Origin of the sequence: Phenylobacterium sp. RIFCSPHIGHO2_01_FULL_69_31 (assembly GCF_001824475.1) — a bacterium.
In the GTDB taxonomy this organism is placed as follows: Bacteria; Pseudomonadota; Alphaproteobacteria; order Caulobacterales; family Caulobacteraceae; genus Phenylobacterium.
Genome location: NZ_MHXN01000028.1, coordinates 25,587 through 50,981 on the forward strand (window position 1 = coordinate 25,587; position 25,395 = coordinate 50,981).

The window sequence follows — 25,395 nt, forward strand, 5'->3', positions numbered from 1 at the left end:
GTGCATATGGCCAAGCTGAAACTCGCCGAGCTGCAGGACGACACCCCTGTGAAGCTCACCGTCGAACTGCCTGGAGCCGTGCACCGCGACCTGGTCGCCTACGGCGAAGCGCTGGCGGCCCAAGGCGGCCGAGCGCTCGAACCCGCGAAGCTGATCGTGCCGATGCTGTCCCGGTTCATGAACACCGATCGCGCCTTCATCCGCACGAAGCGCTCCGGCGACAGCGCGAGTCGCTGAGGCTCGAAGCGAGGCGAGGGGAGGCGTGGCCCATGTCACCACGCGCTGCGGGAAAGTGCGGGGCAGTTCCGCGGGTTAGCGGAACGTGCTCACGCATCAAACCAGCGCCACTTCAAGGTCGTTGAGAGCGCGCGCGAGCCCTGCCGCTACGCGAAGTGACCGGACGGGACGACCATGTTCTGGGGCGCGGCTCGGCCATAGTGCGGGACATTTACATCGCCGTTCAGGCGGCTGAGCAGTCGATCCGGGCCAGATTCGCGGGGTGGCGCCGAGGGTGATGGACCAGCAGCGCACGAGCGCCTGGCGCGAGTCTCGCTGCCCGATGACTTGCCTGTCCTGGGCCAAGCCGCTGGCGGCGCACAACGTCACCATTTATCAGCGCGTCAGCGATGCTCTGCGCTGCCGCACTTAAGCGTGGCTTAAGGTGGCCGCCGTCTCCAGCCCGCGAGGACAGGAGACATCGATGCATCCACCCCTTCAGGCGTCGGTCGGCGGCGGCCGGTCATGCTAGCGATCGTCCGCATTGCGCTGACCCGGCCCCTTACGTTCGTGGTGATGGCGCTGCTGATCGCCATTGGCGGGGCGCTCGCGGCCGTCAGAACACCCGTGGACATCTTCCCGAGCATCCGCGTGCCGGTGATTGCGGTGGCCTGGACCTATGCGGGCCTGCCGCCAGAGGAGATGGCGGGCCGGATCATCACGCCGTTCGAGCGCGCGCTTTCGGCCACGGTCAGCGACATCGAGCATGTCGAGAGCCAGTCTATGCCGGGGGTTGGGGTAGTGAAGATCTTCTTCCAGCCCGGCGTGGATATCCGCACGGCGACGGCGCAGCTGACATCCATCTCGCAGACCGTCTTGAGGCAGATGCCGCCCGGCATCAGCCCGCCATTCATCGTCAACTACGACGCATCGACGGTGCCGATTCTGCAGCTCGCGCTGTCTGGCGAGGGGCTGACAGAGCAGCAGCTCTACGACCTCGGACTCAATCAGGTGCGGCCGCAGCTCATCACCGTACCGGGGGCCGCCGCGCCGTTCCCGTCCGGGGGCCGCCAGCGGCAGATCCAGATCGATCTCGACCCACAAGCGCTGCGGGCGCGCGGCCTGTCGGCCCAGGATGTCTCGACCGCGATTGCGGCGCAGAACCAAATCAATCCCGCCGGCTTCGCCAAGATCGGCGAGTACCAGTACAACGTCCGGCTTAACAACGCGCCCAACTCCATCGCCGCCCTGAACGATCTTCCGGTGAAGGTGGTCGAGGGCGCCACCATCTACCTTCGGGATGTCGCCTATGTGCGCGACGGCAGCGCACCGCAGACGAACGTCGTGCACGTCGACGGTCAGCGCTCCGCCCTCATCACCATCCTGCGCAACGGCTCGGCGTCTACGTTGTCGATCGTCGATGGGATCAAGAAGAAGCTGCCCCAGATCGCGGCCGGGCTTCCGGCTGAGCTGAAGATCACACCGCTGGGGGACCAATCGATCTTCGTCCGGGGGGCGCTTGAGGCGGTCGTCGTCGAAGGGGCCATTGCCGCGGCGCTCACATCGCTGATGATCCTGCTGTTCCTGGGGTCCTGGCGCTCGACGGCGATCATCGCGTTGTCGATCCCGCTTGCGGTCCTCGCAGCGATCGCAGCGCTCTCAGGCGCAGGCCAGACCCTGAACGTGATGACGCTCGGCGGCTTGGCTCTCGCCATCGGCATCCTGGTCGATGACGCGACAGTCACCATTGAGAACATCAACTGGCACCTGGAACAGGGGAAGGGTGTTCGGGAGGCCATTCTCGACGGCGCGGCGCAGATCGTGACCCCGGCTTTCGTCTCGCTCCTGTGCATCTGCATCGTCTTCGTTCCGATGCTCTTCCTGCCGGGCGTCTCGGGATACCTGTTCGTCCCGATGGCGCTGGCGGTCGTCTTTGCGCTCATCGCCTCCTTCATCCTCTCGCGGACGCTCGTGCCGACAATGGCGATGTATCTCCTGCGGCCGCACAAGGCGGGCGGAGCTCATCCGGATGCGCAGCGGTCCGCCAATCCGCTGGTGCGGTTCCAGCAGGCGTTCGAGCGCAGGTTCGAAGCGTTCCGTCTCAGCTACGGCGGGCTGCTCGAGCAGACCCTGCGAGGGCGGCGCTGGTTCGTGCCAGGCTTCCTCGCGATGGCTGTGGCGTCCCTGGCGATCACGCCCTGGCTGGGCCGCGACTTCTTCCCGAGCGTGGACTCCGGCCAGATCGCCCTCCACGTCCGCGCGCCCGCGGGGACACGGGTCGAGGAGACCGCGGCTGAAATGGCGCGGGTGCAGGCCCGCATCCGGAATTTGATCCCGGCCAACGAGCTGCGATCCATGGTCGACAACATCGGCCTGTCGAGCGCGCCGCTGAACACCGTCTACAACAACAGCGGCACGGTGGGTCCGGGCGAGGGCGACATCCTCATCGCGCTCGAGCACGGCCACACGCCGACCGAACGCCATGTGGAGCGGCTGCGCCAGGACCTGCCCAAGCATTTCCCCAGCCTGGAGTTCGCGTTTCTACCCGCTGATATCACCAGCCAGATTCTGAACTTCGGGTCGCCGGCCCCCCTCGACATCCAGATCAGCGGCCGCGATCGGAAGGCCAACCGCACCTATGCCGAAGCGCTGCTGCGCGAAGTGAGGCGTATTCCCGGGCTGGCCGACGCCCGTCTGCAGCAATCTGCGCGCTACCCGCAGCTCGATGTTGAGGTCGACCGCACCCGCATGGCGCAGGTCGGGCTGACGCAACGCGATGTCACCGTGAGTCTCGCAAACGCCTTGGCGGGCACCTCGCAGACCGCGCCCATGTTCTTCCTTCACCCGCAGAACGGGGTCTCCTACCCGGTCGTGGCCCAGGCTCCGGAGCATCGGGTGGGCTCAGTGGAAGAGCTTCGTGCGCTTCCAGTCACGGGAGCGAACGGCGCAGCGCCCCAGACACTCGGCGCGCTTGGCGAGATTCGCCGGAGCAGCACCGCCTCGGTGATCAGTCACTACGACATCCAGCCGACGCTCAACATCTACGCGACCGCCCATGGCCGCGATCTCGGCGCCGTGGCTCGGGATGTGGAGCGCGCGATTGAACGCCTCGACGCCAAGCAGCCGAAGGGCTCGACCGTCACCCTGCGCGGCCAATACGCCACGATGAACACCGCCTTCCTCGGGCTCGGCCTGGGGCTGATCGGCGCCGTGGTGCTGATCTACCTGGTTCTGGTGGTCAACTTCCAAAGCTGGGCCGATCCGCTGGTGATCGTCTCGGCGCTTCCGGGCGCGCTTGCCGGGATCGTTTGGCTGCTCTTCGCGACCGGAACGACGCTGTCGGTGCCGGCCCTGACCGGAGCCATCATGTGCCTCGGGGTCTCGACCGCGAACTCGGTGCTGGTGGTGAGCTTCGCGCGCGAGCGGTTGGCCATCCTGGGCGACGCGAGCCGCGCGGCGCTCGAGGCTGGCCTGGCGCGATTCCGGCCAGTGCTGATGACAGCTCTCGCCATGATCATCGGCATGGCCCCCATGGCCCTTGGGATCGGGGAGGGCGGCGAGCAGAACGCGCCCCTTGGCCGCGCCGTCATCGGCGGACTGGTGGTCGCGACCGCCGCCACCCTGTTCCTCGTGCCCGCCATCTTCTCCTTCGTCCATCGCCACGTCCGCCGGCCGTCAACTGCAGAGGAAAGCCATGTCGCCTACGCCCCCTAAGCCGCGGAGGCTCAGCCTAAAACACGCCGGCGTCGGCGCCGGGCTGGGCGCGGCCGTGATCCTTGCCGTTGGCGCGGCCGCCCGGAACGCCAACGACGCTGAACTCGCGCGGGTCTCAGGAGAGGCCGCCACGCCCACCGTCCGCGTGGTGCAGGCCAAGGCCGCCAGGGGTGACGGCAAGCTGGCGCTTCCGGCCGAGGTCCAGGCCTGGAACACGGCGGCGATCCACGCCCGCACCAACGGCTATGTCGCACGCTGGCTGGTCAACATCGGCGATCGCGTGGCGGCCGGGCAGACGCTGGCGGTCATCGAAGCGCCGGAGCTCGACGAGCAACTCGCCCAGGCGCGAGCGCAGCTGCAGACGGCCGTCGCCGAGCAGAGGCTCGCGGCCACGACGGCCGACCGATGGAACCGCCTGCTTGAGAAGGATGCGGTCTCCCGCCAAGCGGCGGACGAGAAGGCAGGAGCCCTGGCGGCTCAGAGTGCGGTTCTGAAGTCGGAGCAAGCCAACGTTCAGCGGCTGGAAGCGCTCAAGGGCTTCACCCTGATCAAGGCGCCCTTCGATGGGGTGATCACGAGTCGTTCCGCCGAGATCGGCGCGCTGGTGAGCGCCGGCTCTGCGACCCCAGCCTTGTTCACCCTCGCCGATACCCGGCGGATGCGCATCTTCGTGCGCGTGCCCCAGGCGGAGTCGGCGGGCATCCGGCCGGGGTTGGCGGCTGAATTGCGGCTGCCGGAGTACCCTGACGCCGCCCTCCCTGCGATCGTGACGCGCTCCGCCGAAGCCGTTGATCGTCGATCCGGGACCATGCTCGTCGAGCTTCAGAGTGACAATGCGTCTGGCAGGCTGAAGCCTGGGGCCTATGCCGAGGTCGCGCTCCCCGCGCTGGCCCGCGGCGGCGTGGTGATTCCAGCCAGTGCGCTGATCCTTGGTCCGGAGGGGCCGAGGGTCGCCACGGTGGCGGCAACCGGCACGGTCGCCCTGACGCCGGTGAAGCTGGGGCGAGACGATGGTCGAACGGTCGAGGTCGCGGCAGGGCTGGCGGCTGGCGCGACCGTGATCAGCGCCCCACCCGATGCCCTGAGGGCCGGTGACAAGGTCCGCGTCCTTGAGGACCGGAAGGACGCGGCACATGCGCGTCGCTAGAACCGTATCTGTGCTGGCGCTTCTCGGACTTGCCGGCTGCTCGCTGGCGCCCCGCCTGGAGCTGCCCGTCGTCTCGCCCGCGCCGAGTTACAAAGGCGCAGCCGACTGGAATCTGGCTTCACCGGCCGATCATGGCCCGCGCGGCGAATGGTGGACTGCCTTCGACGATCCGGTGCTGGATGACCTTATGCGGCGCCTGGACCGCGCCAGTCCCACCGTCGCCGCAGCGGTTGCGCGGTTTGAGCAGGCGCAGGCGGCGTCGGAGGCCGCCGCGGGCGCCCGGAGTCCGGTCGGCTCGGCGAGCGCAAGCCTCACCCGCCGCAGGGCATCCGCCGCGGGCGACGACTCGGGCGGTGACGAGTCGGGCGTCGCGGTCCTGGGGGGATTGCTGCGCTACGAGCTCGACCTTTGGGGGCGCCTCCGCAACGAGGCGGCGGCCCGGGATGCGGAGTCCGCCGCCAGCGCCGCCGACCTGGCGAACACCCGGCTCAGCCTTCAGGCGGCACTGGCGGATACGTACCTGCGGCTCCGAGGGTTGGACGCCGAGGCGGCGTTGATCGACGAAGCTGTGTGCGCTTACGAGCGAGCCCACCAGCTGACTGTCACCCGGCAGGAGAGCGGCGCCGCGTCCGGACTGGAGACGGGCCGCTCGGAGGTGCAACTTACCCGGGCCCGTGCGCTGCGCCACAGCCTGCAGCGCCGCCGCGCCCAGCTCGAGAACCAGGTCGCAACCCTGGTCGGGGAAACGCCGACGACCTTCACCTTGCCCCTGAACAGGACACTCCCGACGACCCCGGAGGCGCCGCCGAGCCTTCCGTCGGAGCTGCTCGAACGTCGGCCGGATGTGGCGGCGGCCGCGCGTCGCGTGGCCGCGGCCAATGCGCGGATCGGCGTCGCGCGCGCAGCCTACTTCCCGAGCCTCTCCATCGAGACCTCGGTGGGGGTTCAGTCCGTGAGCCGTCATCTTGCGTCGTCCCCGGCGAGTGTCTGGGCGCTCGGTCCGCTCGCCGTCGTCGCGCCGCTTGTCGACGGGGGGCGCCGTCAAGCGCAGCTTCGCCAAAGTCGAGGGCTTCACGCCGAGGCTTCCGCTAAGTACCGCGAGACCGCTTTGACAGCGTTCCGCGAGGTGGAGGACGCGCTCGCCGCGCGGCAGCGCCTGAGCGAAGAGGCTGATGAGCTGCAGCTTGCCGCGGCGGCCGCGACCAGGACGCAGGCCCTGGCGCTCAGCGCCTACCGTGATGGGGCCTCTGACTACCTCGAAGTGGTGACGGCGCAGACCGCCGCTCTGGAAGCGCAGCGTGCGGAGCTCGCCACGTTGACGGCCAGGCTGCAGTCGTTTGTCGCCTTGGTTCGCGCCCTTGGCGGTGGGACGGGGAGCGGCGGCAGGTCGCTGCTGGGGGCGCCGGATGACCCTGAAGCTGGCTGCCCGCCCTTGCAGGCCGGCTGTCAGCCGGCCACGTAGCTCACCCCGGACGCCGCGCCACGAGGTCGATGAGAGCGGACATCCCCGCGTGGCCTGATCCCTCTGAAAGCAGGGCGTCATAGGATGTAAGCTCAAGGATCTGCATGTCCGCGAAGGCGTCACGGAGCATCCGTTCTGTGTAGAGGTTTTCGAGGGTGGTAGGCCCGCCGGTGCCATATGCGAGCTGCTCCGGCCGGTAGCCTTCCAGCAGGAGCAGCCCCCCTGGCCGCAGCGCTTGCTGCATGCCCTTGAATATCCGACTGCGCAGGTCCGGGCTGGCGAACTGGATGAAGATCCCTGCGACGACGTCGAACGCCTGGTCTGGCCAACTCCAGGTGGTCAGGTCAGCGAGTTCACAGGTGATCTCGACGCCGCAGCGCTCGGCGAGTCGCCGCGCCTTGTCCTGGGCGACGGGCGATCCGTCGATCGAGACGACTTCAAGACCTTGTTCCGCCAACCATACGCCGTTCCGTCCCTCTCCGTCCGCCACCGACAGAGCGCGGACGCGGGATTGCAGCCGATGCCTCTGGCGCGCGAGAAAGGCGTTCGGCCGCTCTCCGAACAGGTAGCCCTGCTGCGCGTACCGTTCGTCCCAACGGCGCAGCCCTGGATCATCCATCATCCAACCTTCTCATACAGCCCCGCGGAGGCGTACCACGAGCGCAGAGGCTTGAGCCTTCGGCGACAGATCAAAGCTCGTCGATGGCCGCCCGTAACCTCGCGGCCACCTCGCCGGCCTTTTCCTTGAGGTCTGGGTTGTCGATGGCCTGCATGGACGCCACGGGATCTATGGCGGCGACTTCCGTGCTCCCATCGCTCCGCTGTTGGACCACAACGTTGCACGGCAGCATGGTTCCGACCTTGTCCTCGAGCTGAAGCGCTTCATAGGCCAGCCTCGGGTTGCAGGCGCCCAGGATGGTGTAGGGGCGGAAGCTTTCGCCGAGCTTCGCTTGCAGCGTTTGGCGGATGTCGATCTCGGTGATGACGCCGAAGCCCTGTTGCGCAAGCGCCGCGCGCGCGGCGGCCAGAGCCGCGTCGAAGGGTAGGTCCAAGGTTTTGGCGTGGTAGTAGCTCATAGGGAAGCTCCCGGCGCAGCGACGTTCGGCTGTGGGCTTACAACCGCACCTCGAGCGATAGGTTTCCGGAACCGGAGCACCATCCGCTCCTGTCCGTCTTCCGCCTGGCCAAAGCGCGGGTGAATGAGCGGCGCCGCGTCCAGCACGAATCCAGCCTCGCCAGCCAGGGCGACAACGAAGGCCTGCTGCACCCTGCCGTCGCGGGCGATCGGATCCTGCGCGCCGCTAGCGGGGGCGCGATCCTGGATGACCCCCAGCCGGCCGCCCGGCCTCAGGGCCTCATAGGCCTCAGCGAACGCCGCCTCGGCCAAACCGGCCGCCATCCAGTAGTGCAGGCGTTCGGAAAACAGCACCAGATCGGCGGACTCCGGCCCGAGCCCAAGCCGGCCGCCACCGTCTCCGAAGTCGCCTTCGCGAACGCGGCCATAGAGGTCGGATCGCGCGGCGACGTCGCTCCGAAAGCGCGCGACAAGTTGCTTGCCTTCGGGCCCGATCGTGCCGGCCGAAGGATGCGCCGCGTAGTACCGACCCCCTGTACGGGCGAGGTAGGGAGCGAGGATCTGTGTGCACCAGCCGGCGCCGGGCCAGACTTCGACCACCGTCTCCCTCGGGCCAAGCCCGAGGAACTTCAGGGTCTGCTCCGGTCGCCGCCAGGCGTCCTGCGCGCGCTCGGCGCCCGAGCGCCAGGATCCGCCAAGCACGACCGCCAGCGTCCCTTCCCCACGGGGATCAGCGCTGGCCCGCTCGTCTGGCTGGGGACGCGCCCCGTTGCTGCAGCTGCCGAGCCAAGCGGCCACCATCATGGTGGCGACGGCGACGACACGGCTCACCGGCTTGGCGCCTGGCTTTCGTTTCGTTCCTGAGCGACGAGCCGCTGCAGCATGGCGCTGGGCAGGCCGCCGGGCACGAGGGTGGAGCCGATGACCAGCGCTGGCGTGCCTCTGAGCCCCAGCAGCTGCGCCTCCTCCTGGCTGCGCTCCAGTAGGGCGTCGATCTCCGCCTTGTGCGCGATGAGGTCACGGTCGAGGCGTGCGAGGTCGACGCCCGCCGCGGCGAGCCGGCGGCGGACGGTGTCCTGGCTGTCCAACCGAGACGGAGAGGTGATCAGGGCGTCGTGGGCGGCGAGGTCCTTGCCCTGCCAGGTGGCGGCCAGCACGGCCCGGGCCGCGTAGGTCGAGACGGGCCCGAAGACCGGCCACTGTTTGTAGAGCACCCGCGCCTTCGGGTCCGCCTTGAGCAGCCCTTGGATCTCAGCGTGCATCTTGCGGCAGTAGGGGCAGTTGTAATCGAGGTACTCGACCACGGTCACGTCGCCTTGGGCCGCGCCGGCGAGGCTGGTCCCCGGCGCGGCCACGACGGCCTTGGCGACGGCGGGGGTGACGGCCTGAACCTGGGCGGCGGCGGGCTGCGCCGCGCCCAGAGACAGCGCGACCATGGCGCTGGCGACGAGAGATCGATTCATCAGGGACTCCATTTGGGTGCGGATCACCGCAGCCGGGCGAGGTTGGCGTTCAGCTGTTCGGGGGAGATTTCGCCCATGTGGGAGGCCGCCAGCCGGCCATCGGCGCGGACGAAAAGCGTGATCGGAATTCCGAGCGTCCCGTAGTGGCGCGGGATCGCCTGGCTAGCATCTAAGGCGACGTTCGGCAGCTTCAGGCCCTGCCGGGCGAGATAGGTTCGGATTGTGGCGGGGTCTTCCGCCTGGTTGGCGAAGACGAAGCGGACGGTTGGATTGGCTTCAGCCGCCTTGGCCAACAATGGCATCTCCCGCCGGCAGGGGGGACACCAGGTGGCCCAGACGTTGATCACGGTGGGCCGACCGCCCGTCTCGGCAAGCGCAAGCGGCGGGCCCGCCAGGGTCGCGAGCTTCAAGGCCGGCAGCGGCGTCTGGGGCTGCGAGCTCACAGTCAGCTGGTGGACCGTGTTCCACGCCAGCAGGCCAGCGGCCAGGGTGGCGACGCCCCAGGCTGTCAGCCGCGGACGTGGCAAAACCAGAATGGTGACGATCGCCACCGGCAGCGCCGCCCAGGGCAGGGAGAAGCCGCCCTGCCACACGGCCAGCGCCCGCCAGGGCTCGGCCGCGAAGGCGCTGGCGTTTTCCAGCACGTGGCCGAGCCGTGCGCCGACGATGCCTGCGCCAAGCGCCAGATAGCTCCACCGGCCGAACCGCGGATCGACGCGCCGGGCCAGGATCTCCCCGCCGACCAGCACGATGACCACGCCAAGGAGCACAGCGAGGCGCTCTGCGGAAAACAGGAATGGGCCTAAGGCAAAGCCGTTCATGAGCGGGTCTCCTGCACGGCGGCGAGGCTTTCTAGGAAGTCGCGGGCGCTGAGCTCACCCACTTGCCGCGCATCGCCGGCTTCAGCAGCGCGGCGGTCGAGGAACACCATGGTCGGCGGACCCGCGGCGGCGAAGCGGCGGAGCATGGCCTGGGCGGCTGCATCATTGGCGGTGACGTCGGCCTTGATCAGCCGGACGCCGGCGAGTTCGGCGCGGACGCCCGGGTCGTCGAACACGCGGCGCTCGATGACGTCGCAGCTCAGGCACCAGTCCGCCGTGAAATAGACCAGCGAGGGCTGTCCCGCCGAGACCGCCTCCGCGACCTCGCGTTCCAACGCCGGGAGACCGCGCGCCGTGACGAACGCGGCCGCGTCGCTCGCCTCCGACGGCGCCGCGGGCGAAGCGGCCAAAGCCTCCAGCGGCTTCAACGGGCTCTCCGCCCCGGACGCCGCGCCGATCAGCAGCAGGCTTCCCCACAGCCCGACCACGAGGGCGGCAGCCTTCGCCGCGTGGGCGGCAACGCCCGCGCCCTCGGCCTGACGTTCGAAGACGCCGAGCGCCACAGCCAAGCCGAGCAGCAGGACGCCGGCCATGGCCAGGGTGACGGAGGCCGGCAGCACGCGGGAGGCGAGCCAGAGCGCCGCCACCAGGAACATGGCTCCGAACAGCTGCTTGATGCGCGCCATCCACGCGCCGGCCCGCGGAAGGGCCCGCGGGCCAAGCACACCCATGGCGATCAGCGGCACGCCCTTGCCGAGCCCCAGGGCGAACAGCGCTCCGGCGCCAAGGGCCAGGTCGCCCGTCTGAGCGATATAGAGCAGCGCGCCCGCGAGGGGCGCGGTGACGCAGGGCCCGACGATGAGCGCCGAGGTGAAGCCGAGCGCCGCTGCCGAGCCGACTGACGGTCGCCGGTCGCCGACAGGACGGGAAAGCCGGTTGAGCCAGGCCTGCGGAAGCTGGAGCTCGAAAGCCCCGAACATGGACAGGGCGAGCAGAACGAAGACGGCGCTGAGCAGCCCGATCGCCCACGGGGACTGCAGCACCATCTGCAGATTGGACCCCGACCAGGCCGCCACCGCCCCTAGCGCGGCGAAGGCCGCGGCCATGGCCGCCACATAGGCGGTTGAGAGCGCCAGGCCGCGACGCGGCGAGAGCCGGTCGCCGTCCCGAGCCAGGAGACCGGCGAGGATCGGATACATTGGGAAGACGCACGGGGTGAACGCCAGCAGCAGGCCAAAGCCGGCGAAGGCGAGGAGCACCCAAGTCGCTCCGCCGCGCGCAGCGAGGCGCGAGACCACGCTCGTGTCCTCCGCCACACGGATCTGAGGCGAGGCGACTGCCTGGGCCGAGGCGATCGGTTCGTCCGCCGCGGGAGCGAGGCTCGCAGAAGGGGTGAGGGGCGCGTTGGCCGCCGGTGTGAGCGGCAAAGCTAGGGTGCGGGTGACCGGCGGATAGCAGATCGAGTCCTCCTCGCAGCCCTGGTAGGTGACGCTCAGTTCGCGGGGTGAGCCGGCGGCCGCGAGGTCCGCGGCCTTGACCAGCGCCTCGCCCTGGGATCGCCAGATCTCCACGCGGCCGAAGCCCGGGTCCTCTTTCATTTCCCCAGGGCTTGTTGTCGCCGGAAGCGCGCGCGGCGGCGCTCCGGCGGCCACCTTGACATGGTCGCGGTACAGATAGGCGCCCTTGGCGATGGCCCACGACAGCCGAACGTCGCCGCTCGGGAGGCTGTCCGCGCGCAGCTGGAAACGATCGTCCAGGCTCGGCGCCGCCCAGAGCGGCCCGGCCAGGAAGGTGGAAAACAGGGCGACAAGTAGGAACAGACGCTGCACGAGGACCTCGCCGCTGAACGGACACGGGGAGGTCGCGGCGCGAGCTTAAGGCAGGCTTAAGTCAGCGGGGGCACGGAGCGGCGACCCTGAGTGAGGCGCAATGCGGATTCTGATTGTCGAAGATGACCCGGTGCTTCGAAACGGGCTGCAGGTCGGTCTTGGACTGCACGGCTTCGTGGCGGAGTCCGCGGCGGACCTGGACGAGGCCCGCGCCGCCTTGGCAACGGCGGCGTTCAGCGTGGTCGTGCTCGACTGGATGCTTCCGGACGGATCGGGCTTGGACCTGTTGCCGCAGATCCGCGCCTGCGCGCCTTCGCCGCCGGTGATCCTGCTCACGGCTCGGGACACCGTCGCCGACCGCATCGAGGGTCTGGACGCTGGCGCGGACGACTACCTGGGCAAGCCTTTCGACCTCGACGAACTCGCCGCCCGGATCCGCGCGGTTTCGCGGCGTGCGGCTGGCCGCACCAGTCCGCTGCTGGAGTGGGATGGACTGGTGCTCGACCCGGCGCAGCGCAGCGTCAGCCTGCGGGGCGTGGACGTGCCGGTCTCGCGGCGGGAGTTCGCCATTTTGCACGCGCTGATGGAGCGGCCTGGGACGGTGCTGTCGCGAGTTCAGCTCGAGGATCGCCTCTACGGCTGGGACATGGAGGTCGAGAGCAACGCCGTGGAGGTGCACATCCATAAGCTACGCGCGAAACTGGGACGGACGATCATCGAGACCTTGCGTGGAGTCGGGTATCGTCTTGGGACACCCGCCCGATGAGGTCACTCCGCACCCGGTTGTTCGTCGCCCTCCTGGCGATCACCACCCTCGTCTGGGCGGTGGCTGCGGGCTGGATCTACATCCGCACCCAGCGCGACGTGGAGCGCGTGCTCGACGCTCGCCTCGTCGAGGCGGCCCGTATGGTCTCCTCCCTGGCCGCGAGCGGCGCCGTGCAGGGGGGCGAGGTGCGCGTTCCGGCGGCCGGCGACGAACTCAGCCACCAGCTATCCTGCCAGATCTGGTCGCTGGAGGGGCGGCTGGTGGCGCGATCCAGCGGCGCGCCCCCGCAGAGGCTCAGCCAGGTGACGGAGGGTTTCTCCGAAACCTCGGTCAACGGGGAGACTTGGCGCGTCTACACCGTTCCGCGCCCAGACGTCGGCCTGCAGGTGATGGTCGGTGACAACCTGAAGGTCCGCCAGAACCTGGTGCGCCAGGTGATCACGGGGCTGCTCCTACCGGCCGCAGCCGGCGTGTTCGCCCTGGCGGCGCTGATCTGGCTCGTGGTCGAGCGGGGGCACGCGCCTTTGCGCGCTATCGCCCAGACCTTGAGCGCGCGTCCGGTCTCCGATCTTTCCTCACTCCGCGACACCGGAGCAGCGGACGAGCTGCGTCCGATGATCGACGCCCTCAACTCTCTCTTTGCGCGACTTCAGGCGGCGCGCGTGCGCGAGCAGCACCTGACCGCGAGCGCGGCGCACGAACTCAAGACGCCGCTTGCCGGGCTGAAGACCCAGGCGCAGATCGCGTTGGCGGCCGAGGACCCGAAGCTCCGTCAAGCGGCGCTGGACCAAATCGTTCTCTCCGTTGACCGCGCGGGCCGCCTCGTGGGGCAGCTGCTGGAAATGGCGCGGCGGGACGCCGAGGCCGCCAGCCCGCCTGCGGCCGTGTGGCTCCCGCTTGACGCTGCGATCGAGCAGGTGGCTGCGGAACTCACGCCGCTGGCGGAGAGCCGAAAAGTGCAGATCAACCTGGAGCCCAGCCAGAGCGAGCTTCAGGTTAGCCCGGAGCTGCTGCGGGCCATGCTGCGGAACCTGCTCGAGAACGCTCTGCAATATGCCGCCCGCGAGGTCACGGTGCGTCTGGCGCGAGGCCCGCAGACCTGCCGATTGATCATCGAGGATGACGGGCCGGGGGTAGGGGCCGACGAACTGCCAAGGCTGAGGGAGCGCTTCTTCCGGGGCCGTGGGCACAACGACGTCGGCAGCGGTCTTGGGCTGTCGATCGTCGATTTGGCCGCCGTTCAATCCGGGTTCGTCCTGACGGTGGAGCCGGGAACCGCAGCCGGCTTGAGGGCCATCGTGGAATTCCCGCCCGCGCGGGTCCGCTAGGTGACCGCGTTGGGCGTTGCCGGCCACAAGCCGAAGAGCGACCGCACTCCTCTCCTCAGACTGGCCTCGCTGAGCCCCATTCGCACCAGCCGGCGATCCTAGGGACTTTCGGAAGGTAGCGCCGCTCAAGCCGCTCGAATGTGTAGCCGGCATCGGCAATCAGGCCGCTGACCGGTCGCGTCAGGTGACACCCGCCCGCGAGCCGCTTCCACAAAGGTTCGATCCGCCGCTGCCACGCCGCCTGACGCGGGTCAGGGGAGAGGCCATGCTCGCAGAACAGCAGGCGCCCGCCAGGCCTGAGGACGCGTCGTGCTTCGGCCAGAGCGGCAGGCGGCGCACAGACCGAGCAGAGGGTGAAGGTGCAGACAACGGTGTCGACGCTCGCGTCGTCGAGCGGCAGCGCCTCGGCGCTCCCGTCCTCGACCCGGACGGACAGGGCGGGCGAACGCGGCGCGGACATCGCTAGGGCGCGCAGCTCGGGCGATGGATCAACGCCGATCACTTCGCTGACGTTGGCTACCTTGTAGTGCGCCAGGTTCAGGCCCATGCCTACGCCGAGTTCCAGCACGCGGCCTTCCGCGAGGGGCACGACCTTGGCCCTCTGTGCGGCGATCGCCGGGGCGCTGCAGGCGGCCTTCAGCAGCCCAGGAAGGATCCAACGGTCATAGAGTGACGTCATTGCACCTCTCCCGTCGCCGGCGGAGCGAAGTCGTCTTCCAAGGCGGCGGCCACGGCCTGCAGGTGCTCGGCGCGCCCGCTCTGGGGCGCGGGGCTGGTCAGCCGTGTTGCGACCTCGGCTCCGCCTGTGAGGGTGCGGTGGACCGGGCACCTCTCGGCGATCTGCTTGAGGGTTTGCCGTTCAGCTTCTGGCAGGTCCGGTGGCAGGAGGAGTCTTCGCTCGAACCTGTCGCGCCCCTCCGTCTTGGCGTGCGCCACCTGCACCGCGACGGGGCCGACGGCCATGTCCTTGCGGCTGGCATACATCCGCAAGGTCATGGCGGTGCAGGCGCCGAGCGCGGCTGACATGAGCTCGTAGGGTGTGGGGCCGGATCCCAAGCCGCCGACATCTTCAGGCTCGTCCGCAAGGAAGCGGCCAGCGGCCGTGGCGACTTCCACCTGATAGCCGCCCGCGCCGGTCTCGGAGACGTCCACCCAGCCGGTTTTCGGCTCCGGCGCGAGGGCGGCGGGCGCCTCGAGGCCTGACCAGGCGCAGAGCACCTCGGCGGCGTAGGCGACATGGGCGGGGTCGGACAGCAGGTGATCGGCGCCGTCCAGCGACACATAGCTCTTGGCGCCCTGCGCGAGGGTGAAGAGCCGCAAGCCGTTCTCGGCTGTCACGATCTGATCCTCCGGCGCCTGAAGCACGAGGTAAGGCCGTCCAAGAGCGCGTACGTCCTGAGCCAAATCGTGGCTGCGCAGTGCTTCGACGAAGGGTCGGCCAACCCGCGCCGGTCGGACGCCGCCCAGGTCGACCTCGGCCGCACCGTCAGCTTCGATCCTGGGGAGCGCGGAGCCTAGCAGGCCTAGAAGATGCTCGAGGTCCGCGGGCGCACCGATGGTCGCCACCGCGCGAATGGAGGAGAGCGATGCGGCCGCGGCAATCACCGCCGCGCCGCCGAGGCTGTGTCCAACCAGGACGTCAGGAGCAATGCCTGCCTCGCTCATGGCGCGAGCTGCGGCCTCTAGATCCTCGACGTTGCTGCAGAAGGTGGTCTCGGCGAAGTCGCCTTCGCTTTCGCCGATGCCTGCGAAATCGAAGCGCAGCACGTCGAAGCCCCGGCCCGCGAGGGCGCGGGAGATCCGAACAGCCGGCAACGCGGCCTTGCCGCAGGTGAAGCAGTGCGCGAACAGCACCGCGCCGCGGCGACGGCCGGCGGCCCGCTCAAGGCGACCCGACAGCTTGCGACCGGCCGAACCTACGAAATCGAACCGTTCAGTGCTCGCCGGTGACCCGGGCGATGTCTGGCTGGCCATCAGCTGACCACCAGGGCGTAGCCGGCGAACTGCAGGTGAGTGACCGTCATGAGGGCCGCCAGGTCCACCTGCACCGCCGGCAAGACGTCGTCACGGGCGATCTTCTGGCCAGCCAGCGCCTGACCGCAGACGCGGACGTCGACCCCGGCCCGCTCAAGGGCCGCGATCAACGCGCCATTGGGGTTTTTCGCGCCGCCATGGCGCAGGCCATAGGCCGCGTCGGTCATCACCGCCTCAGTGGCTGGGCCGTGCAGGACGGCCACGATCCGCCGCTTTTCCGCCGGGACACCGCCGGCGCCGAGCATGTTGACGAAGCGCGCGACCCGCTCGAGCCCGGCCGCCGGCTTATCTCTCTCCGTGGCGCCCTTGGAGACGTCGAAGACCACCTTGTACTCACGGCCGGGATCAGGCCGCTCGTGGGCGTCCATAACCGGCGCCACGGCTCCGAAGCCGGGGACGAGGGGGGCCGTCTGGGCGGTAGCCGAACTGGCGAGGGCCGCGGCCATCAAGGACAGGGTCAGCAGTTTCATACGAACTCCCATGATCGCCCCCAGGTCTGAAGTCCCGCCAACTTAAGGCCGGCTTATGGGCGCGCCCTGGAAGGACTTGCTGTCGATCTCACGCACGGCGCGCTCGGTCGCCTCGCCGCAGTCGCCGCACAGGCGGTTGGCCGGAACGGCGATGTCCATCTTCTTGGGGTAGGGAAGGTTCAGGTCGGCCATGATCTGGACGAAGCTGTCCAATGTCTGCCCTGCTCCGAGACGCGGGTTGCGCTCGCGCTCCTGCGCCACGGACGAAACGTGGCGGTGGTTATAGTCGTGGGCGGGATAGACCAGGGTATCGCCCGGAAGGCTGAAGATCTTCTCGGTCACAGACCGATAGAGCGTGGGCGCATCGCCGTTCTGGAAGTCGGTCCGTCCGCAGCCGTCGATGAGCAGGGCGTCCCCGGTGAACACGCGCAGAACCCCCGGGACCTCCACAAGGTAGCTGTGGTGCGTGTCGGTGTGGCCGGGCGTGAAAAGGGGTTGGAAGACCAGTCCGCCGACCCTCAACGGCTGGTCCTCGGCCACCCCGATGTCGGCGCACGGCAGGGCGTCTATCGCGGGATAGACGACCTGGCAGCCGGTGAGGCTTCGTAGGCGACAGGCGGAGGTGATGTGGTCGGCGTGGATGTGGGTGTCGAGGGTGCAGGCGAGCGTCAGCTCCAGCTCCTGCAGCACCGCCAGATCGCGCTCGACGGTCTCGATAACGGGATCAAGGAGCACGGCCTCCCGGGTCTGCGGGTCTGCGAACAGGTAGGTGTAGGTCGAGGACTCCGGCTCGTAGAGCTGTCGGAAGATCATATGTGGGCTCCCATGTGCGCCTTGGGATCAAAGGGCCGTTCGTGTTCCAGTCGGGCCTTCAGCTGGGCGATCGCCTCGTGTTGCGAGAGGTAGATCTCACCGGTGAGGTCCTCGAGGAAGTGCGAGCGCTGCAGCCGATCCATGACCGGCCCCTTCACCTCGGAGAGGTGGAAGGTGACGCCGGCGTCCTTCAGGCGCGCGTTGATCGCCTCGAGGCTCTCGAGCGCGCTGGCGTCGACCTCGTTGACCGCCGAGCACATCAGCACCAGGTGGCGTAGGGCTTTGTCCTCAGCGACCAGCTCATAGACGGTATCCTCGAGGTAGCGGGCGTTGGCGAAGAAGAGGCTTTCGTCGACTCGAAGAGTGACAATGCCAGGGACGGTCTGCACCTCGTGGCGCAGGACGTTGCGGAAGTGCTCGGTGCCGGGGACCTGGCCGACGATCGCGACGTGCGGCTTGGAGCCCCGATAGAGATAGAGCGCCAGCGACAACCCGACGCCGGCCACGATCCCGGCCTCCACGCCCATGCTCAGGGTCAGCAGGATGGTCGCGGCCATGGCGGCGAAGTCGGCCCGCGAATAGCGCCAGGTGCGCGACAGCGCCTTGAGGTCCACCAGTGAAAGCACCGCCACCATAATCGTCGCCGCCAGGGTGGCGGTTGGCAGGTCGCGGATCAGCGGCGTGAGGAACAGGGTCGCCACCGCAATGCCGACGGCCGTGTAGGCGCCGGCGGCGGGCGTCTCCGCCCCGGCGTCGAAGTTGACGACGCTGCGGGCGAAGCCGCCGGTAACCGGGAAACCCCCTGAGAACGCCGAGCCGAGGTTCGAGGCCCCCAGCGCCACCAGTTCCTGGTCGGGATCGATGCGTTGCCGACGCTTGGCCGCCAGCGTCTGGGCGACCGACACCGACTCCACGAAGCCGACGATGGACAGGAGCGCCGCCGGCCCCACGAGCGCCAGCCAGTCCGAGATCTTGAAGGCCGGCAGGGCCAGGCTCGGCAGGCCGCCTGGAATTTCGCCGACAGTGCGCACGCCAGCCTGCTCCAGGCCGAGGGCCCACACCGCCAGGGTGGAAGCGGCGACCACGACCACCGGGCCAGCCTTGGCGATCATGCCTGCGGCCCGCGCCGGCAAACCGATGCGCTGGAGGAGCGGCTGCAGCCCCTTGCGAACCCAGAAGAGAAAAGCCAGCCCCGTGATACCGATCACGGCTGTCGGAAGATTGACCTGGCTGGCGTGCCGCGCCAGACCGCCGATCAGCTCAATGGCGGTGTCGCCTTCGGCGTTCACCCCCAGAAGATGCTTGAGCTGGCTGATGGCGATCAGCAGTCCTGAGGCGGTGATGAACCCTGAGATCACCGGGTGGCTGAGGAAATTCGCCAGGAATCCGAGGCGGAAGACGCCGAGCAGGAGCAGGAAGACGCCGGAGAGCAGCGCCAGCACGATCGCTGCCGTCAGGTACTCTGGCGTGCCCTGGGCCGCCACGTTGCCCGCAGCGGCGGCCGTCATCAGCGAGACGACAGCCACCGGGCCCACCGCCAGGGTCCGGCTGGTCCCGAAGATTGCGTAAGCGAGAAGCGGTGCGATGCTGGCGTAGAGCCCGACCTGCGGCGGCAGGCCCGCCAACATCGCATAGGCCAGCGACTGGGGGATCAGCATGATCGTGACGATCACGGCGGCCAGCAGGTCGCTCGCGGCCGTGGCCCGGTCATAGCGCCGGCCCCAGTCGAGGATCGGGAAGTAGCGGGCGAGCGACACAGCCGATCCGACCTATCGCGCCGCGGTGTCGCCAAGTACGGCTGGCGCCGTGCTCGCGTCCTTCACCTTCACCGGCACCATCATGTAGTGGACGCCATTGGCTTCCGCGGGCGGGAACCGACCAGCTCGGATGTTGACCTGGATTGACGGCATCAGAAGCGCTGGGGCCGAGAGGGTGGCGTCGCGCGCCTCACGCATGGCCACGTAGGCGTCTTCGGTGACCCCGTCCTTAAGGTGCACGTTCTGCTCGCGCTGGGCCTGGACGGTGGTCTCCCACGCATAGGTGTCGCGGCCGGGCGCCTTGTAGTCGTGGCACATGAACAGTCGGGTCTGAGGCGGCAGGTCGAGCAGCCGCCGCATCGAGCGATAAAGCTGCCGGGCATCCCCACCGGGAAAGTCTGCCCGGGCGGTGCCGTAGTCCGGCATGAACAGGGTGTCGCCGACGAACACGGCGTCGCCGATCCGGTAGGCCACGTCAGCGGGGGTGTGGCCGGGCACGTGAAGCACTTCCACCTCGAGCTCGCCGATGCGGAACCGTTCGCCATCGGTGAAGAGCCGGTCGAAGTCGCCGCCATCGGGGTTGAGGTCGGTGGCGTTGAAGATCGGCCGAAAGATCTTCTGCACCTCGCGGATATGCTCCCCGATGCCGATCCGGGCGCCGGTCTTCGCCTTGATGTAGGGCGCGCCACTCAGGTGGTCGGCGTGCGCGTGGGTTTCCAGCGCCCAAGACAACTTCAGCTGCAGCTCTCTAGCCGCGGCGAGCACCTGCTCCACAGAGCGGGTGTCGACTTCGCCGGAGGCGAAATCGAAGTCCAGGACGGGGTCAATGACGGCTGCATCGCGGCTCGTGTGATCCCACACGAGGTAGGTGACGGTCTTGGTCGCCTCGTCGAAGAAGGCGCGGATCTGAAGATTGGAGGTCACGACTGGCTCCTCGTCATGCGTGTTGACACATATATGAGCACTTCCTAAATTAGGCAAGTCTGATATATGGGATGCATGATGCAGCCGGACTCCAACACCCAACCGTTTGACGGCCTCTCCGTTGCCGACTTTCAGGCTCATGCCGCGGAGGCGGCGCAGTTCCTGCGGGTGCTGGCCAACGAGCATCGCCTGCTGGTGCTGTGTCACCTCTTGGTTTTCGGCGAGATGACGGTGACCGAGCTTGGCGAGCGGATCGCCCTCAGCCAGTCGGCGCTGTCGCAGCATCTGGCGCGCCTGCGGGAAGACGGCCTCGTCACCTTCCGGCGTGAGTCCCAGACCCTTCACTACCGCGTGTGCGACGACCGCGCCGCGCGGCTCCTCGCCGTTCTCAAGGACATCTTCTGCCCCACGCTGGGCAGCGATCTGGAGCAAACCTGATGACCACCCCGAAGACCATTTCGCCCGCCGCCGCCGCCGCTCTTTTGGAAAACGGTGCGCTGCTCGTCGACATCCGGGAAGCCGCCGAGCGGCAATCGGGTGTCATCCCGGGCGCCGCTCATGCACCCCTGTCGGCGCTGCAGGCTTGCGAGATCCCCGCCCCTTCCGGGCAGCCGGTGATCTTCCACTGCAAGAGTGGTGGCCGCACCGGCCTGAACGCCGCCGCCCTGGCCAGCAAGGTCAACGGGTGCGAGGCCTATCTGCTCGAGGGCGGCATCGACGCCTGGCGCTCGCAAGGGCTGCCTGTGACTGATCCGGAGTAGGAGCCATGCCAACCGAATTCACGCCCATCTCCGCGCTAGTCGGCGGCTTGCTGATCGGCGCGGCAATTTTGGTTCTGTTCCACACGCTGGGTCGCATCGCCGGCGTCAGCGGCATGATCTCCGGCGCCTTCCGCAAGGCCACGCCGACGTCCGAGCGCGCCTGGCGCTTCGCCTTCCTTGGCGGTCTGCTGCTTGGTCCTGTCGTCGCTAGCCAGCTGAGTGGCCAATCGCTCATTCAGCCGTCGCCGGCGAGCCTGCCATTGCTCATCGTGGCCGGCCTCGCGGTGGGGCTCGGCACGGGCATGGCCAATGGTTGCACCAGCGGCCACGGCGTTTGCGGCGTCTCGCGCCTGTCGCCCCGGTCGATCGTCGCCACCGGCGTATTCATGGCCTTCGGTTTCCTCACCGCGTCTGTCGGACGCCACCTGTTCGGGGGATGACATGAACCTCGCCAAGATCCTGTCGGCGCTCGCCGCCGGCCTATTGTTCGGCGCAGGCCTGGCCGTCGCCGGGATGACCAACCCGCACAAGGTCCTCAACTTCCTCGACGTGACCCGCCACTGGGATCCCAGCCTCGCGCTGGTTATGGGATCGGCGATCCCCGTGTCGGCGATGGCCTTCTGGCTCGCCAGGCGGCGGAGCCGTCCGTTGCTCGAGCCGGGCTTCGTGCTGCCGACCAACCGACGCCTCGAGCGCCCATTGTGGATCGGCTCGGCGCTGTTCGGGATCGGCTGGGGGCTCGGCGGCTATTGCCCGGGCCCCGCCATCGCCTCCCTCACAGCGCCCAGCATCGGACTCGTTGGTTTCATCGCCGCCCTTGGCCTCGGCCTGTTCCTCTCCAGCTCCGCTGCGAAGCTGGTCTCACGGGGACCTCAAACCGTTTCAGAGAAGGCGCCAGTCCGTGCCCGCTAAGTTCAAACCCACTCAGCCTGTCTCAAATGTCGTCGATGTTCTTATCGTCGGCGGCGGTGCGGCCGGCGCCGCCACCGCTGCGAGCCTGCGTCGGCGCAACAAGCGGCTCGACGTCGCCATACTGGAACCGTCCGAAACCCACTACTATCAACCGGCTTGGACCCTGGTGGGTGGCGGCGCGTTCCGAGCGGACAGGACCGTCCGGCCGATGGCGAGTTGCATCCCCGCCGGCGTGCGCTGGTTGCGGGGCGCCGCCGCGGAATTCCGGCCGGACCAGAACGAGGTGCTGACCACGGATGGCGAAACGCTGCGCTATCGCGTGCTCGTCGTGGCGACAGGGTTGGTGCTCGATTGGGACCAAATCCCCGGCCTGAAGGAAACGCTCGGCCATAACGGCGTGACCTCGAACTACCGGTTTGATCTGGCGCCCAACACCTGGCGTCAGGTGCAGGCCCTGAAGCGAGGTCGGGCGCTCTTCACTCAGCCGGCCATGCCGATCAAGTGCGCCGGGGCGCCTCAAAAGGCGATGTACCTCAGCTGTGATCATTGGCGACGGGTGGACGTGCTCGGCGATTTGGCGGTGGAATTCCACGCTGCGGGCCCGGTGCTTTTCGGCGTGCCGGAGTTTGTCGGGCCGCTCAACCGCTACATCGAACGGTACGGCGTCCAGACCCACTTTCAGTCAACGCTGAAGGCTGTCGACGGCCCGCGTCGCCGCGCGACCTTCGAGGTTCGGAGTGGTGACAGCCCACCGCGGCTTGAGGAGCGGAGCTTTGATCTGCTGCACGTGGTGCCTCCACAACGTTCGCCCGAAGTGGTGCGCGCCAGTCCGTTGGCCGACGCGGCGGGGTGGGTGGACGTCGACCCGGAAACTCTCCAACACCCTCGATATCGCGACGTATTCGCGGTCGGCGATGTCGCCGGCACGAGCAACGCCAAGACGGCCGCGGCCGTGCGCAAACAGGCCCCGGTCGTGGCTCGCAATATCCTGGCGCACCTGGAGGGCAGCCCGCTGCCTGTGGCCTACGACGGCTACGGCTCGTGCCCTCTGACGGTGGAACGCGGCAAGGTGATCCTTGCGGAGTTCGGCTACGGCGGTCGCTTGATGCCCAGCTTCCCCTGGGATCCCACGCGGTCCCGTCGAAGCGCCTGGGTTCTCAAGGCGAAGCTCCTGCCTTGGATCTACTTTGATCTCATGCTGAAGGGGCGTGAGTGGCTGGCGAAGCCTCGTCCCGTCGCCGCTTGAGCGTGACGCCGGCGAGGTTCAGGTGGTCAAAGCCAGCACAACTGAATCGAAGACGGGTATGAGTTCCGACGCACCGAACCAAGCGCAGATCGATTACTGGAACGCGGGAGCCGGGGAGACTTGGGCCGCGCTGAACGATCGACTCGACCGGCAGCTCGCGCCGTTGGGGGATGCGGCGATGGAGGCCCTGGCGCTGCAACCTGGCGATCGGGTGCTGGATGTCGGCTGCGGCTGCGGCCACTCCAGCCTCGCCCTTGCGCGGGCCGTCGGCGGAACGGGGCAGGTCACCGGGATCGATGTGTCGCGGCCCATGCTCGATGTGGCCCGGCGACGGGTGCCCGAGGGCATGGAGTCGCAGCTCGAGTTTCTCGAAGCTGATGCTCAAAGCTACAGCTTTGAAACCGAGGCCTTTGACGCTCTCTACTCGCGCTTCGGGGTCATGTTCTTCGCCGATCCGGCGGCAGCTTTCCGCAATCTGACTTCAGGGTTGGCGCTACGTGGGCGCCTGAGCTTTGTCTGCTGGCGCAGCTTGGCTGAGAACGCCTGGATGGCGGTCCCGCGGAACGCAGGGCTGCAGCACCTCCCGCCCGCCGCTTCTGGCGATCCGAGCGCGCCGGGGCCGTTCGCTTTTGCCGACGCGCGGCGCATCGAAGCCATCCTTGTCCAAGGGGGCTACACGAACATCAGCATCAGTCCGTTCGACACGGATATCGTCTTGGGCCGCGACCTCGACGAGGCCGTGGGGATGGCGCTTAAGGTGGGCCCGCTCGGTGCGATGCTTCGCGAGACGCCGCAACAACTCGGCACCGTTTCCCGTGTCGTTCGTGAAGCTCTCACCCCTTACGTGAGACGCGACGGTGTTCTGTTGCCGGCGGCGACATGGATCGTGACGGCGAACCGCGCTTCGGCTTGGGAGCCTGGCTAACACCAGGCCGGTTCACCGGCCTCCGGCCGCCGCAGCCGTTCGCGGACATTGGTGTCGAGGATGCGGAATCCGACATCGCCGTAGAGCTTCTGCCGGTCATCGGGCAGCACGAACGAGGGGCTGCCCTCGATCTTCTGTTCCTCGGCCGCCGTAAGATCTGCGGCGAGCGCTGCGAAGGCGCGGCCGTCGCCGATTGCCGCTTCCGCAGCGTCGAGCTGAATGCCGGCGTTCCTCAGCACGTCACGCTGCACATCCCACCGGCCGATGTCTGCCGCGCCGGCGAAGAAGGCCTCGCGCAATGCCCAGGCGGCGTTCCCCAGCCGTTGCTCGTCGGCTCCGGCGACCTCGAGCGCCTTGAGCAACAGGTGGGCGCTGTAGGAGCTGGCAGGCCGCACCTTGCGCCACACGTCGCCATGGAGCGCGATGTGGTCGAAGCGGTCGGCGATTTCCGAGACATGGTCGGCGTACCCCTCCCAGCCGCCTTTCTCCCGCCAGCCCTCACCGATCTTCTTGGCCGTGTCGCCGAAGCTGTCACAGATGCGCCGCGTGATCTTCAAGTGCCTGCCGTGGGCCTCCTGGAGGGCCTTGAGCTTCACCTCGCTGGCGTAGGCGAAGACGCACAGCACGTCGGAATAGTAGGTGAGCTCAAGGGGCTCTTTCGGCTCATCGCTCATTAGACGCGGCTCCAATTGAAACAGCCAGCGGGCACGCCGGAGCCGCTCACAAGCAAGGCTCCGTGCCGATAGAAGGACCAGCGCTGATCGGCCGGAGCGGCGACAACGATCACGCCCATAGATGCGTCGGCCCAGACCAGGCGCGAGTCTGTCGCCGAAAGCGCAGACCAGACCCGGCCCTCGTTCGTTCCCGGCGCAAACACGACAGTGGTGAAGGGCTGGTCGCGCGGGGGCTTAAGCGACCAGGCCCCGGCTGCTCCGGTAAGGAGCCCCAGCAGGAGAACAGCAGCCGCGGAGCCGGAAATTCTCGGTCGGCCCGACCGGAAGCCCCGCAGCATCAAGAAGCCGATGACGAGCGGTACGACGCCAAACGCGGTGAACCAGATGAGGTCCCACATCAGCGGATTAGGACTGTCGAGCTTGATGCGGTGGATGCCAAGCACCCAGTGCGAGGCCACGCTGTCGACGATGTGCCAGATACCGAAGCCGACAAGAACTGCGCCGAAGAGCGACCGCCCCCACCCTTGCTGCCCGCTCTTGTGCGCCCGCCAGAGGCCAAACAGCCCGACTGCCGCGATGACGTACATGAGCGCGTGGAAGTAGCCGTCCCACAGCACCTGCAGGCGCATGTCGGCCATGCCAGGAACAAGGCTCAACAGATGGTGCCACTGCAGGATCTGGTGAAGCAGAATGCCGTCGAAGAAACCACCCAGCGCAAAGCCGAGAACGGCGCCCCAGCGCGTCCAGGGTGATTTGAACATGGCACACCTCCTTGCGGCTCAACTGTAGGAGGTTGCTGTGGTTCCGCGCCTGGCCGTTGTTCGGCAGGGATAGCGTGGCTGGTGCAGGGGGTATGGGCCGAGCCAATCGAGGGCCAGTCGCAAGCGCGGCCGCTCTGCGCCGCGTAGCTCGATCGCGAACTGGCTGCCGCAGCGTCACTGGGACCCGCTGCAGACCTTTCGGGGTCCTGCTGAGACGGGGGCTGATTGGAGAACGGGACTCTGCTAGCCTGCGCTTACGAGCAGGGGAGCCGCCCTAGCCGGTTGCTGATGTGACTC

26 protein-coding genes are annotated in these 25,395 nt (G+C 68.2%); 12 read left to right on the top strand and 14 right to left on the bottom strand.

Annotated elements, in window-relative coordinates; genetic code table 11:
* Nucleotides 1–6: 6 nt before the first annotated feature.
* From A2790_RS14255 to A2790_RS14270, 4 genes are all read left to right on the top strand, one after another.
* Nucleotides 7–237: a DUF2274 domain-containing protein gene (locus A2790_RS14255; RefSeq protein WP_293392904.1), complete on the top strand. Its 231-nt coding sequence runs from the start codon at nucleotides 7–9 to the stop codon at nucleotides 235–237.
* Nucleotides 238–741: 504 nt separating this feature from the next.
* Nucleotides 742–3,930 (top strand): efflux RND transporter permease subunit, encoded by a 3,189-nt coding sequence (locus A2790_RS14260; protein ID WP_293392907.1) that lies wholly within the window; start codon nucleotides 742–744, stop codon nucleotides 3,928–3,930.
* A 55-nt stretch (nucleotides 3,931–3,985) separates the two neighbouring features.
* A complete protein-coding gene (locus A2790_RS14265; RefSeq protein WP_293392910.1) occupies nucleotides 3,986–5,077 on the top strand; it encodes an efflux RND transporter periplasmic adaptor subunit in 1,092 nt (363 codons plus the stop codon).
* A 10-nt stretch (nucleotides 5,078–5,087) separates the two neighbouring features.
* Complete coding sequence (locus A2790_RS14270) at nucleotides 5,088–6,539, top strand: efflux transporter outer membrane subunit (protein WP_293392913.1); 1,452 nt, start codon at nucleotides 5,088–5,090, stop codon at nucleotides 6,537–6,539.
* A gap of 1 nt (nucleotide 6,540) precedes the next feature.
* On the opposite strand, the gene A2790_RS14275 is transcribed toward A2790_RS14270, so the two are convergent.
* The 6 genes from A2790_RS14275 to dsbD all read right to left on the bottom strand — a co-directional run bounded on the left by A2790_RS14275 (nucleotide 6,541) and on the right by dsbD (nucleotide 11,727).
* Complete coding sequence (locus tag A2790_RS14275) at nucleotides 6,541–7,161, bottom strand: class I SAM-dependent methyltransferase (RefSeq protein ID WP_293392915.1); 621 nt, start codon at nucleotides 7,159–7,161, stop codon at nucleotides 6,541–6,543.
* A gap of 67 nt (nucleotides 7,162–7,228) precedes the next feature.
* The gene (locus A2790_RS14280) at nucleotides 7,229–7,615 is read right to left on the bottom strand and encodes a DUF302 domain-containing protein (RefSeq protein WP_293392918.1); all 387 of its coding nucleotides are present in this window, start codon (nucleotides 7,613–7,615) and stop codon (nucleotides 7,229–7,231) included.
* Entirely contained in the window at nucleotides 7,612–8,445 is an 834-nt protein-coding gene (locus A2790_RS14285) for a methyltransferase domain-containing protein (RefSeq protein ID WP_293392921.1), read from the bottom strand. The genes A2790_RS14280 and A2790_RS14285 overlap by 4 nt, the downstream gene beginning before the upstream one ends.
* The gene (locus tag A2790_RS14290; RefSeq protein WP_293392924.1) at nucleotides 8,442–9,077 is read right to left on the bottom strand and encodes a DsbA family protein; all 636 of its coding nucleotides are present in this window, start codon (nucleotides 9,075–9,077) and stop codon (nucleotides 8,442–8,444) included. The genes A2790_RS14285 and A2790_RS14290 overlap by 4 nt, the downstream gene beginning before the upstream one ends.
* Before the next feature lie 23 nt (nucleotides 9,078–9,100).
* The gene (locus A2790_RS14295) at nucleotides 9,101–9,898 is read right to left on the bottom strand and encodes a TlpA disulfide reductase family protein (protein WP_293392926.1); all 798 of its coding nucleotides are present in this window, start codon (nucleotides 9,896–9,898) and stop codon (nucleotides 9,101–9,103) included.
* On the bottom strand, nucleotides 9,895–11,727 hold the full coding sequence (gene dsbD / locus A2790_RS14300; protein ID WP_293392928.1) for a protein-disulfide reductase DsbD: 1,833 nt from the start codon (nucleotides 11,725–11,727) through the stop codon (nucleotides 9,895–9,897). Before dsbD ends, A2790_RS14295 begins: the two co-directional genes overlap by 4 nt.
* A 100-nt stretch (nucleotides 11,728–11,827) precedes the next feature.
* Here dsbD and A2790_RS14305 point away from each other — a divergent pair, with 100 nt between their 5' ends.
* Both A2790_RS14305 and A2790_RS14310 read left to right on the top strand, forming a co-directional pair.
* A complete protein-coding gene (locus A2790_RS14305; RefSeq protein WP_293392931.1) occupies nucleotides 11,828–12,493 on the top strand; it encodes a response regulator transcription factor in 666 nt (221 codons plus the stop codon).
* A gap of 17 nt (nucleotides 12,494–12,510) precedes the next feature.
* Nucleotides 12,511–13,821, top strand: coding sequence for a sensor histidine kinase (locus tag A2790_RS14310; RefSeq protein WP_293392934.1), 1,311 nt, complete (start codon nucleotides 12,511–12,513; stop codon nucleotides 13,819–13,821).
* A 55-nt stretch (nucleotides 13,822–13,876) separates the two neighbouring features.
* On the opposite strand, the gene A2790_RS14315 is transcribed toward A2790_RS14310, so the two are convergent.
* The 6 genes from A2790_RS14315 to A2790_RS14340 are packed head-to-tail and all read right to left on the bottom strand — an operon-like array spanning nucleotide 13,877 to nucleotide 19,819.
* The gene (locus tag A2790_RS14315; protein WP_293392937.1) at nucleotides 13,877–14,500 is read right to left on the bottom strand and encodes a class I SAM-dependent methyltransferase; all 624 of its coding nucleotides are present in this window, start codon (nucleotides 14,498–14,500) and stop codon (nucleotides 13,877–13,879) included.
* On the bottom strand, nucleotides 14,497–15,795 hold the full coding sequence (locus A2790_RS14320; protein WP_293392940.1) for an alpha/beta fold hydrolase: 1,299 nt from the start codon (nucleotides 15,793–15,795) through the stop codon (nucleotides 14,497–14,499). The genes A2790_RS14315 and A2790_RS14320 overlap by 4 nt, the downstream gene beginning before the upstream one ends.
* Complete coding sequence (locus A2790_RS14325; protein ID WP_293392943.1) at nucleotides 15,795–16,325, bottom strand: DsrE family protein; 531 nt, start codon at nucleotides 16,323–16,325, stop codon at nucleotides 15,795–15,797. The genes A2790_RS14320 and A2790_RS14325 overlap by 1 nt, the downstream gene beginning before the upstream one ends.
* Nucleotides 16,326–16,367: 42 nt before the next feature.
* Nucleotides 16,368–17,138 (bottom strand): MBL fold metallo-hydrolase, encoded by a 771-nt coding sequence (locus tag A2790_RS14330; RefSeq protein WP_293392946.1) that lies wholly within the window; start codon nucleotides 17,136–17,138, stop codon nucleotides 16,368–16,370.
* Nucleotides 17,135–18,895, bottom strand: a complete 1,761-nt coding sequence (sulP, locus tag A2790_RS14335) for a sulfate permease (RefSeq protein ID WP_293392949.1) — start codon at nucleotides 18,893–18,895, stop codon at nucleotides 17,135–17,137. The genes A2790_RS14330 and sulP overlap by 4 nt, the downstream gene beginning before the upstream one ends.
* A 12-nt stretch (nucleotides 18,896–18,907) precedes the next feature.
* A complete protein-coding gene (locus A2790_RS14340) occupies nucleotides 18,908–19,819 on the bottom strand; it encodes an MBL fold metallo-hydrolase (protein WP_293392952.1) in 912 nt (303 codons plus the stop codon).
* A gap of 75 nt (nucleotides 19,820–19,894) precedes the next feature.
* Between A2790_RS14340 and A2790_RS14345 the strand changes: the two genes are divergently transcribed.
* From A2790_RS14345 to A2790_RS14370, 6 genes are read left to right on the top strand one after another with little or no spacing between them, the layout of a single operon-like run.
* The gene (locus A2790_RS14345; RefSeq protein WP_293392955.1) at nucleotides 19,895–20,257 is read left to right on the top strand and encodes a metalloregulator ArsR/SmtB family transcription factor; all 363 of its coding nucleotides are present in this window, start codon (nucleotides 19,895–19,897) and stop codon (nucleotides 20,255–20,257) included.
* Nucleotides 20,257–20,580 carry a rhodanese-like domain-containing protein gene (locus tag A2790_RS14350; RefSeq protein ID WP_293392958.1) on the top strand — a complete coding sequence of 108 codons (324 nt, stop codon included), beginning with the start codon at nucleotides 20,257–20,259 and terminating at the stop codon, nucleotides 20,578–20,580. The genes A2790_RS14345 and A2790_RS14350 overlap by 1 nt, the downstream gene beginning before the upstream one ends.
* 5 nt (nucleotides 20,581–20,585) lie before the next feature.
* On the top strand, nucleotides 20,586–21,020 hold the full coding sequence (locus A2790_RS14355; RefSeq protein WP_293392961.1) for a YeeE/YedE thiosulfate transporter family protein: 435 nt from the start codon (nucleotides 20,586–20,588) through the stop codon (nucleotides 21,018–21,020).
* A gap of 1 nt (nucleotide 21,021) precedes the next feature.
* On the top strand, nucleotides 21,022–21,492 hold the full coding sequence (locus tag A2790_RS14360) for a DUF6691 family protein (RefSeq protein WP_293392964.1): 471 nt from the start codon (nucleotides 21,022–21,024) through the stop codon (nucleotides 21,490–21,492).
* Nucleotides 21,482–22,738 (top strand): FAD/NAD(P)-binding oxidoreductase, encoded by a 1,257-nt coding sequence (locus tag A2790_RS14365; RefSeq protein ID WP_293392967.1) that lies wholly within the window; start codon nucleotides 21,482–21,484, stop codon nucleotides 22,736–22,738. The genes A2790_RS14360 and A2790_RS14365 overlap by 11 nt, the downstream gene beginning before the upstream one ends.
* A 58-nt stretch (nucleotides 22,739–22,796) precedes the next feature.
* Nucleotides 22,797–23,663, top strand: coding sequence for a methyltransferase domain-containing protein (locus A2790_RS14370; protein ID WP_293392970.1), 867 nt, complete (start codon nucleotides 22,797–22,799; stop codon nucleotides 23,661–23,663).
* On the opposite strand, the gene A2790_RS14375 is transcribed toward A2790_RS14370, so the two are convergent.
* Both A2790_RS14375 and A2790_RS14380 read right to left on the bottom strand, forming a co-directional pair.
* On the bottom strand, nucleotides 23,660–24,337 hold the full coding sequence (locus tag A2790_RS14375) for a DsbA family protein (protein ID WP_293392973.1): 678 nt from the start codon (nucleotides 24,335–24,337) through the stop codon (nucleotides 23,660–23,662). The genes A2790_RS14370 and A2790_RS14375 overlap by 4 nt on opposite strands.
* A complete protein-coding gene (locus tag A2790_RS14380; RefSeq protein ID WP_293392975.1) occupies nucleotides 24,337–25,098 on the bottom strand; it encodes a DUF2243 domain-containing protein in 762 nt (253 codons plus the stop codon). Before A2790_RS14380 ends, A2790_RS14375 begins: the two co-directional genes overlap by 1 nt.
* Between the last annotated feature and the right edge of the window lie 297 nt (nucleotides 25,099–25,395).

What these genes read in the sequence shown, in the direction of transcription:
- A2790_RS14255 (WP_293392904.1), top strand. Translation starts at nt 7, where the DNA reads ATGGCCAAGCTGAAACTCGCCGAGCTGCAGGACGACACCCCTGTGAAG.
- A2790_RS14260 (WP_293392907.1), top strand. Translation starts at nt 742, where the DNA reads ATGCTAGCGATCGTCCGCATTGCGCTGACCCGGCCCCTTACGTTCGTG.
- A2790_RS14275 (WP_293392915.1), bottom strand. Translation starts at nt 7,161, where the DNA reads ATGATGGATGATCCAGGGCTGCGCCGTTGGGACGAACGGTACGCGCAG.
- A2790_RS14280 (WP_293392918.1), bottom strand. Translation starts at nt 7,615, where the DNA reads ATGAGCTACTACCACGCCAAAACCTTGGACCTACCCTTCGACGCGGCT.
- A2790_RS14290 (WP_293392924.1), bottom strand. Translation starts at nt 9,077, where the DNA reads ATGAATCGATCTCTCGTCGCCAGCGCCATGGTCGCGCTGTCTCTGGGC.
- A2790_RS14295 (WP_293392926.1), bottom strand. Translation starts at nt 9,898, where the DNA reads ATGAACGGCTTTGCCTTAGGCCCATTCCTGTTTTCCGCAGAGCGCCTC.
- A2790_RS14305 (WP_293392931.1), top strand. Translation starts at nt 11,828, where the DNA reads ATGCGGATTCTGATTGTCGAAGATGACCCGGTGCTTCGAAACGGGCTG.
- A2790_RS14315 (WP_293392937.1), bottom strand. Translation starts at nt 14,500, where the DNA reads ATGACGTCACTCTATGACCGTTGGATCCTTCCTGGGCTGCTGAAGGCC.
- A2790_RS14320 (WP_293392940.1), bottom strand. Translation starts at nt 15,795, where the DNA reads ATGGCCAGCCAGACATCGCCCGGGTCACCGGCGAGCACTGAACGGTTC.
- A2790_RS14325 (WP_293392943.1), bottom strand. Translation starts at nt 16,325, where the DNA reads ATGAAACTGCTGACCCTGTCCTTGATGGCCGCGGCCCTCGCCAGTTCG.
- A2790_RS14330 (WP_293392946.1), bottom strand. Translation starts at nt 17,138, where the DNA reads ATGATCTTCCGACAGCTCTACGAGCCGGAGTCCTCGACCTACACCTAC.
- A2790_RS14345 (WP_293392955.1), top strand. Translation starts at nt 19,895, where the DNA reads ATGATGCAGCCGGACTCCAACACCCAACCGTTTGACGGCCTCTCCGTT.
- A2790_RS14350 (WP_293392958.1), top strand. Translation starts at nt 20,257, where the DNA reads ATGACCACCCCGAAGACCATTTCGCCCGCCGCCGCCGCCGCTCTTTTG.
- A2790_RS14355 (WP_293392961.1), top strand. Translation starts at nt 20,586, where the DNA reads ATGCCAACCGAATTCACGCCCATCTCCGCGCTAGTCGGCGGCTTGCTG.
- A2790_RS14360 (WP_293392964.1), top strand. Translation starts at nt 21,022, where the DNA reads ATGAACCTCGCCAAGATCCTGTCGGCGCTCGCCGCCGGCCTATTGTTC.
- A2790_RS14370 (WP_293392970.1), top strand. Translation starts at nt 22,797, where the DNA reads ATGAGTTCCGACGCACCGAACCAAGCGCAGATCGATTACTGGAACGCG.
- A2790_RS14375 (WP_293392973.1), bottom strand. Translation starts at nt 24,337, where the DNA reads ATGAGCGATGAGCCGAAAGAGCCCCTTGAGCTCACCTACTATTCCGAC.
- A2790_RS14380 (WP_293392975.1), bottom strand. Translation starts at nt 25,098, where the DNA reads ATGTTCAAATCACCCTGGACGCGCTGGGGCGCCGTTCTCGGCTTTGCG.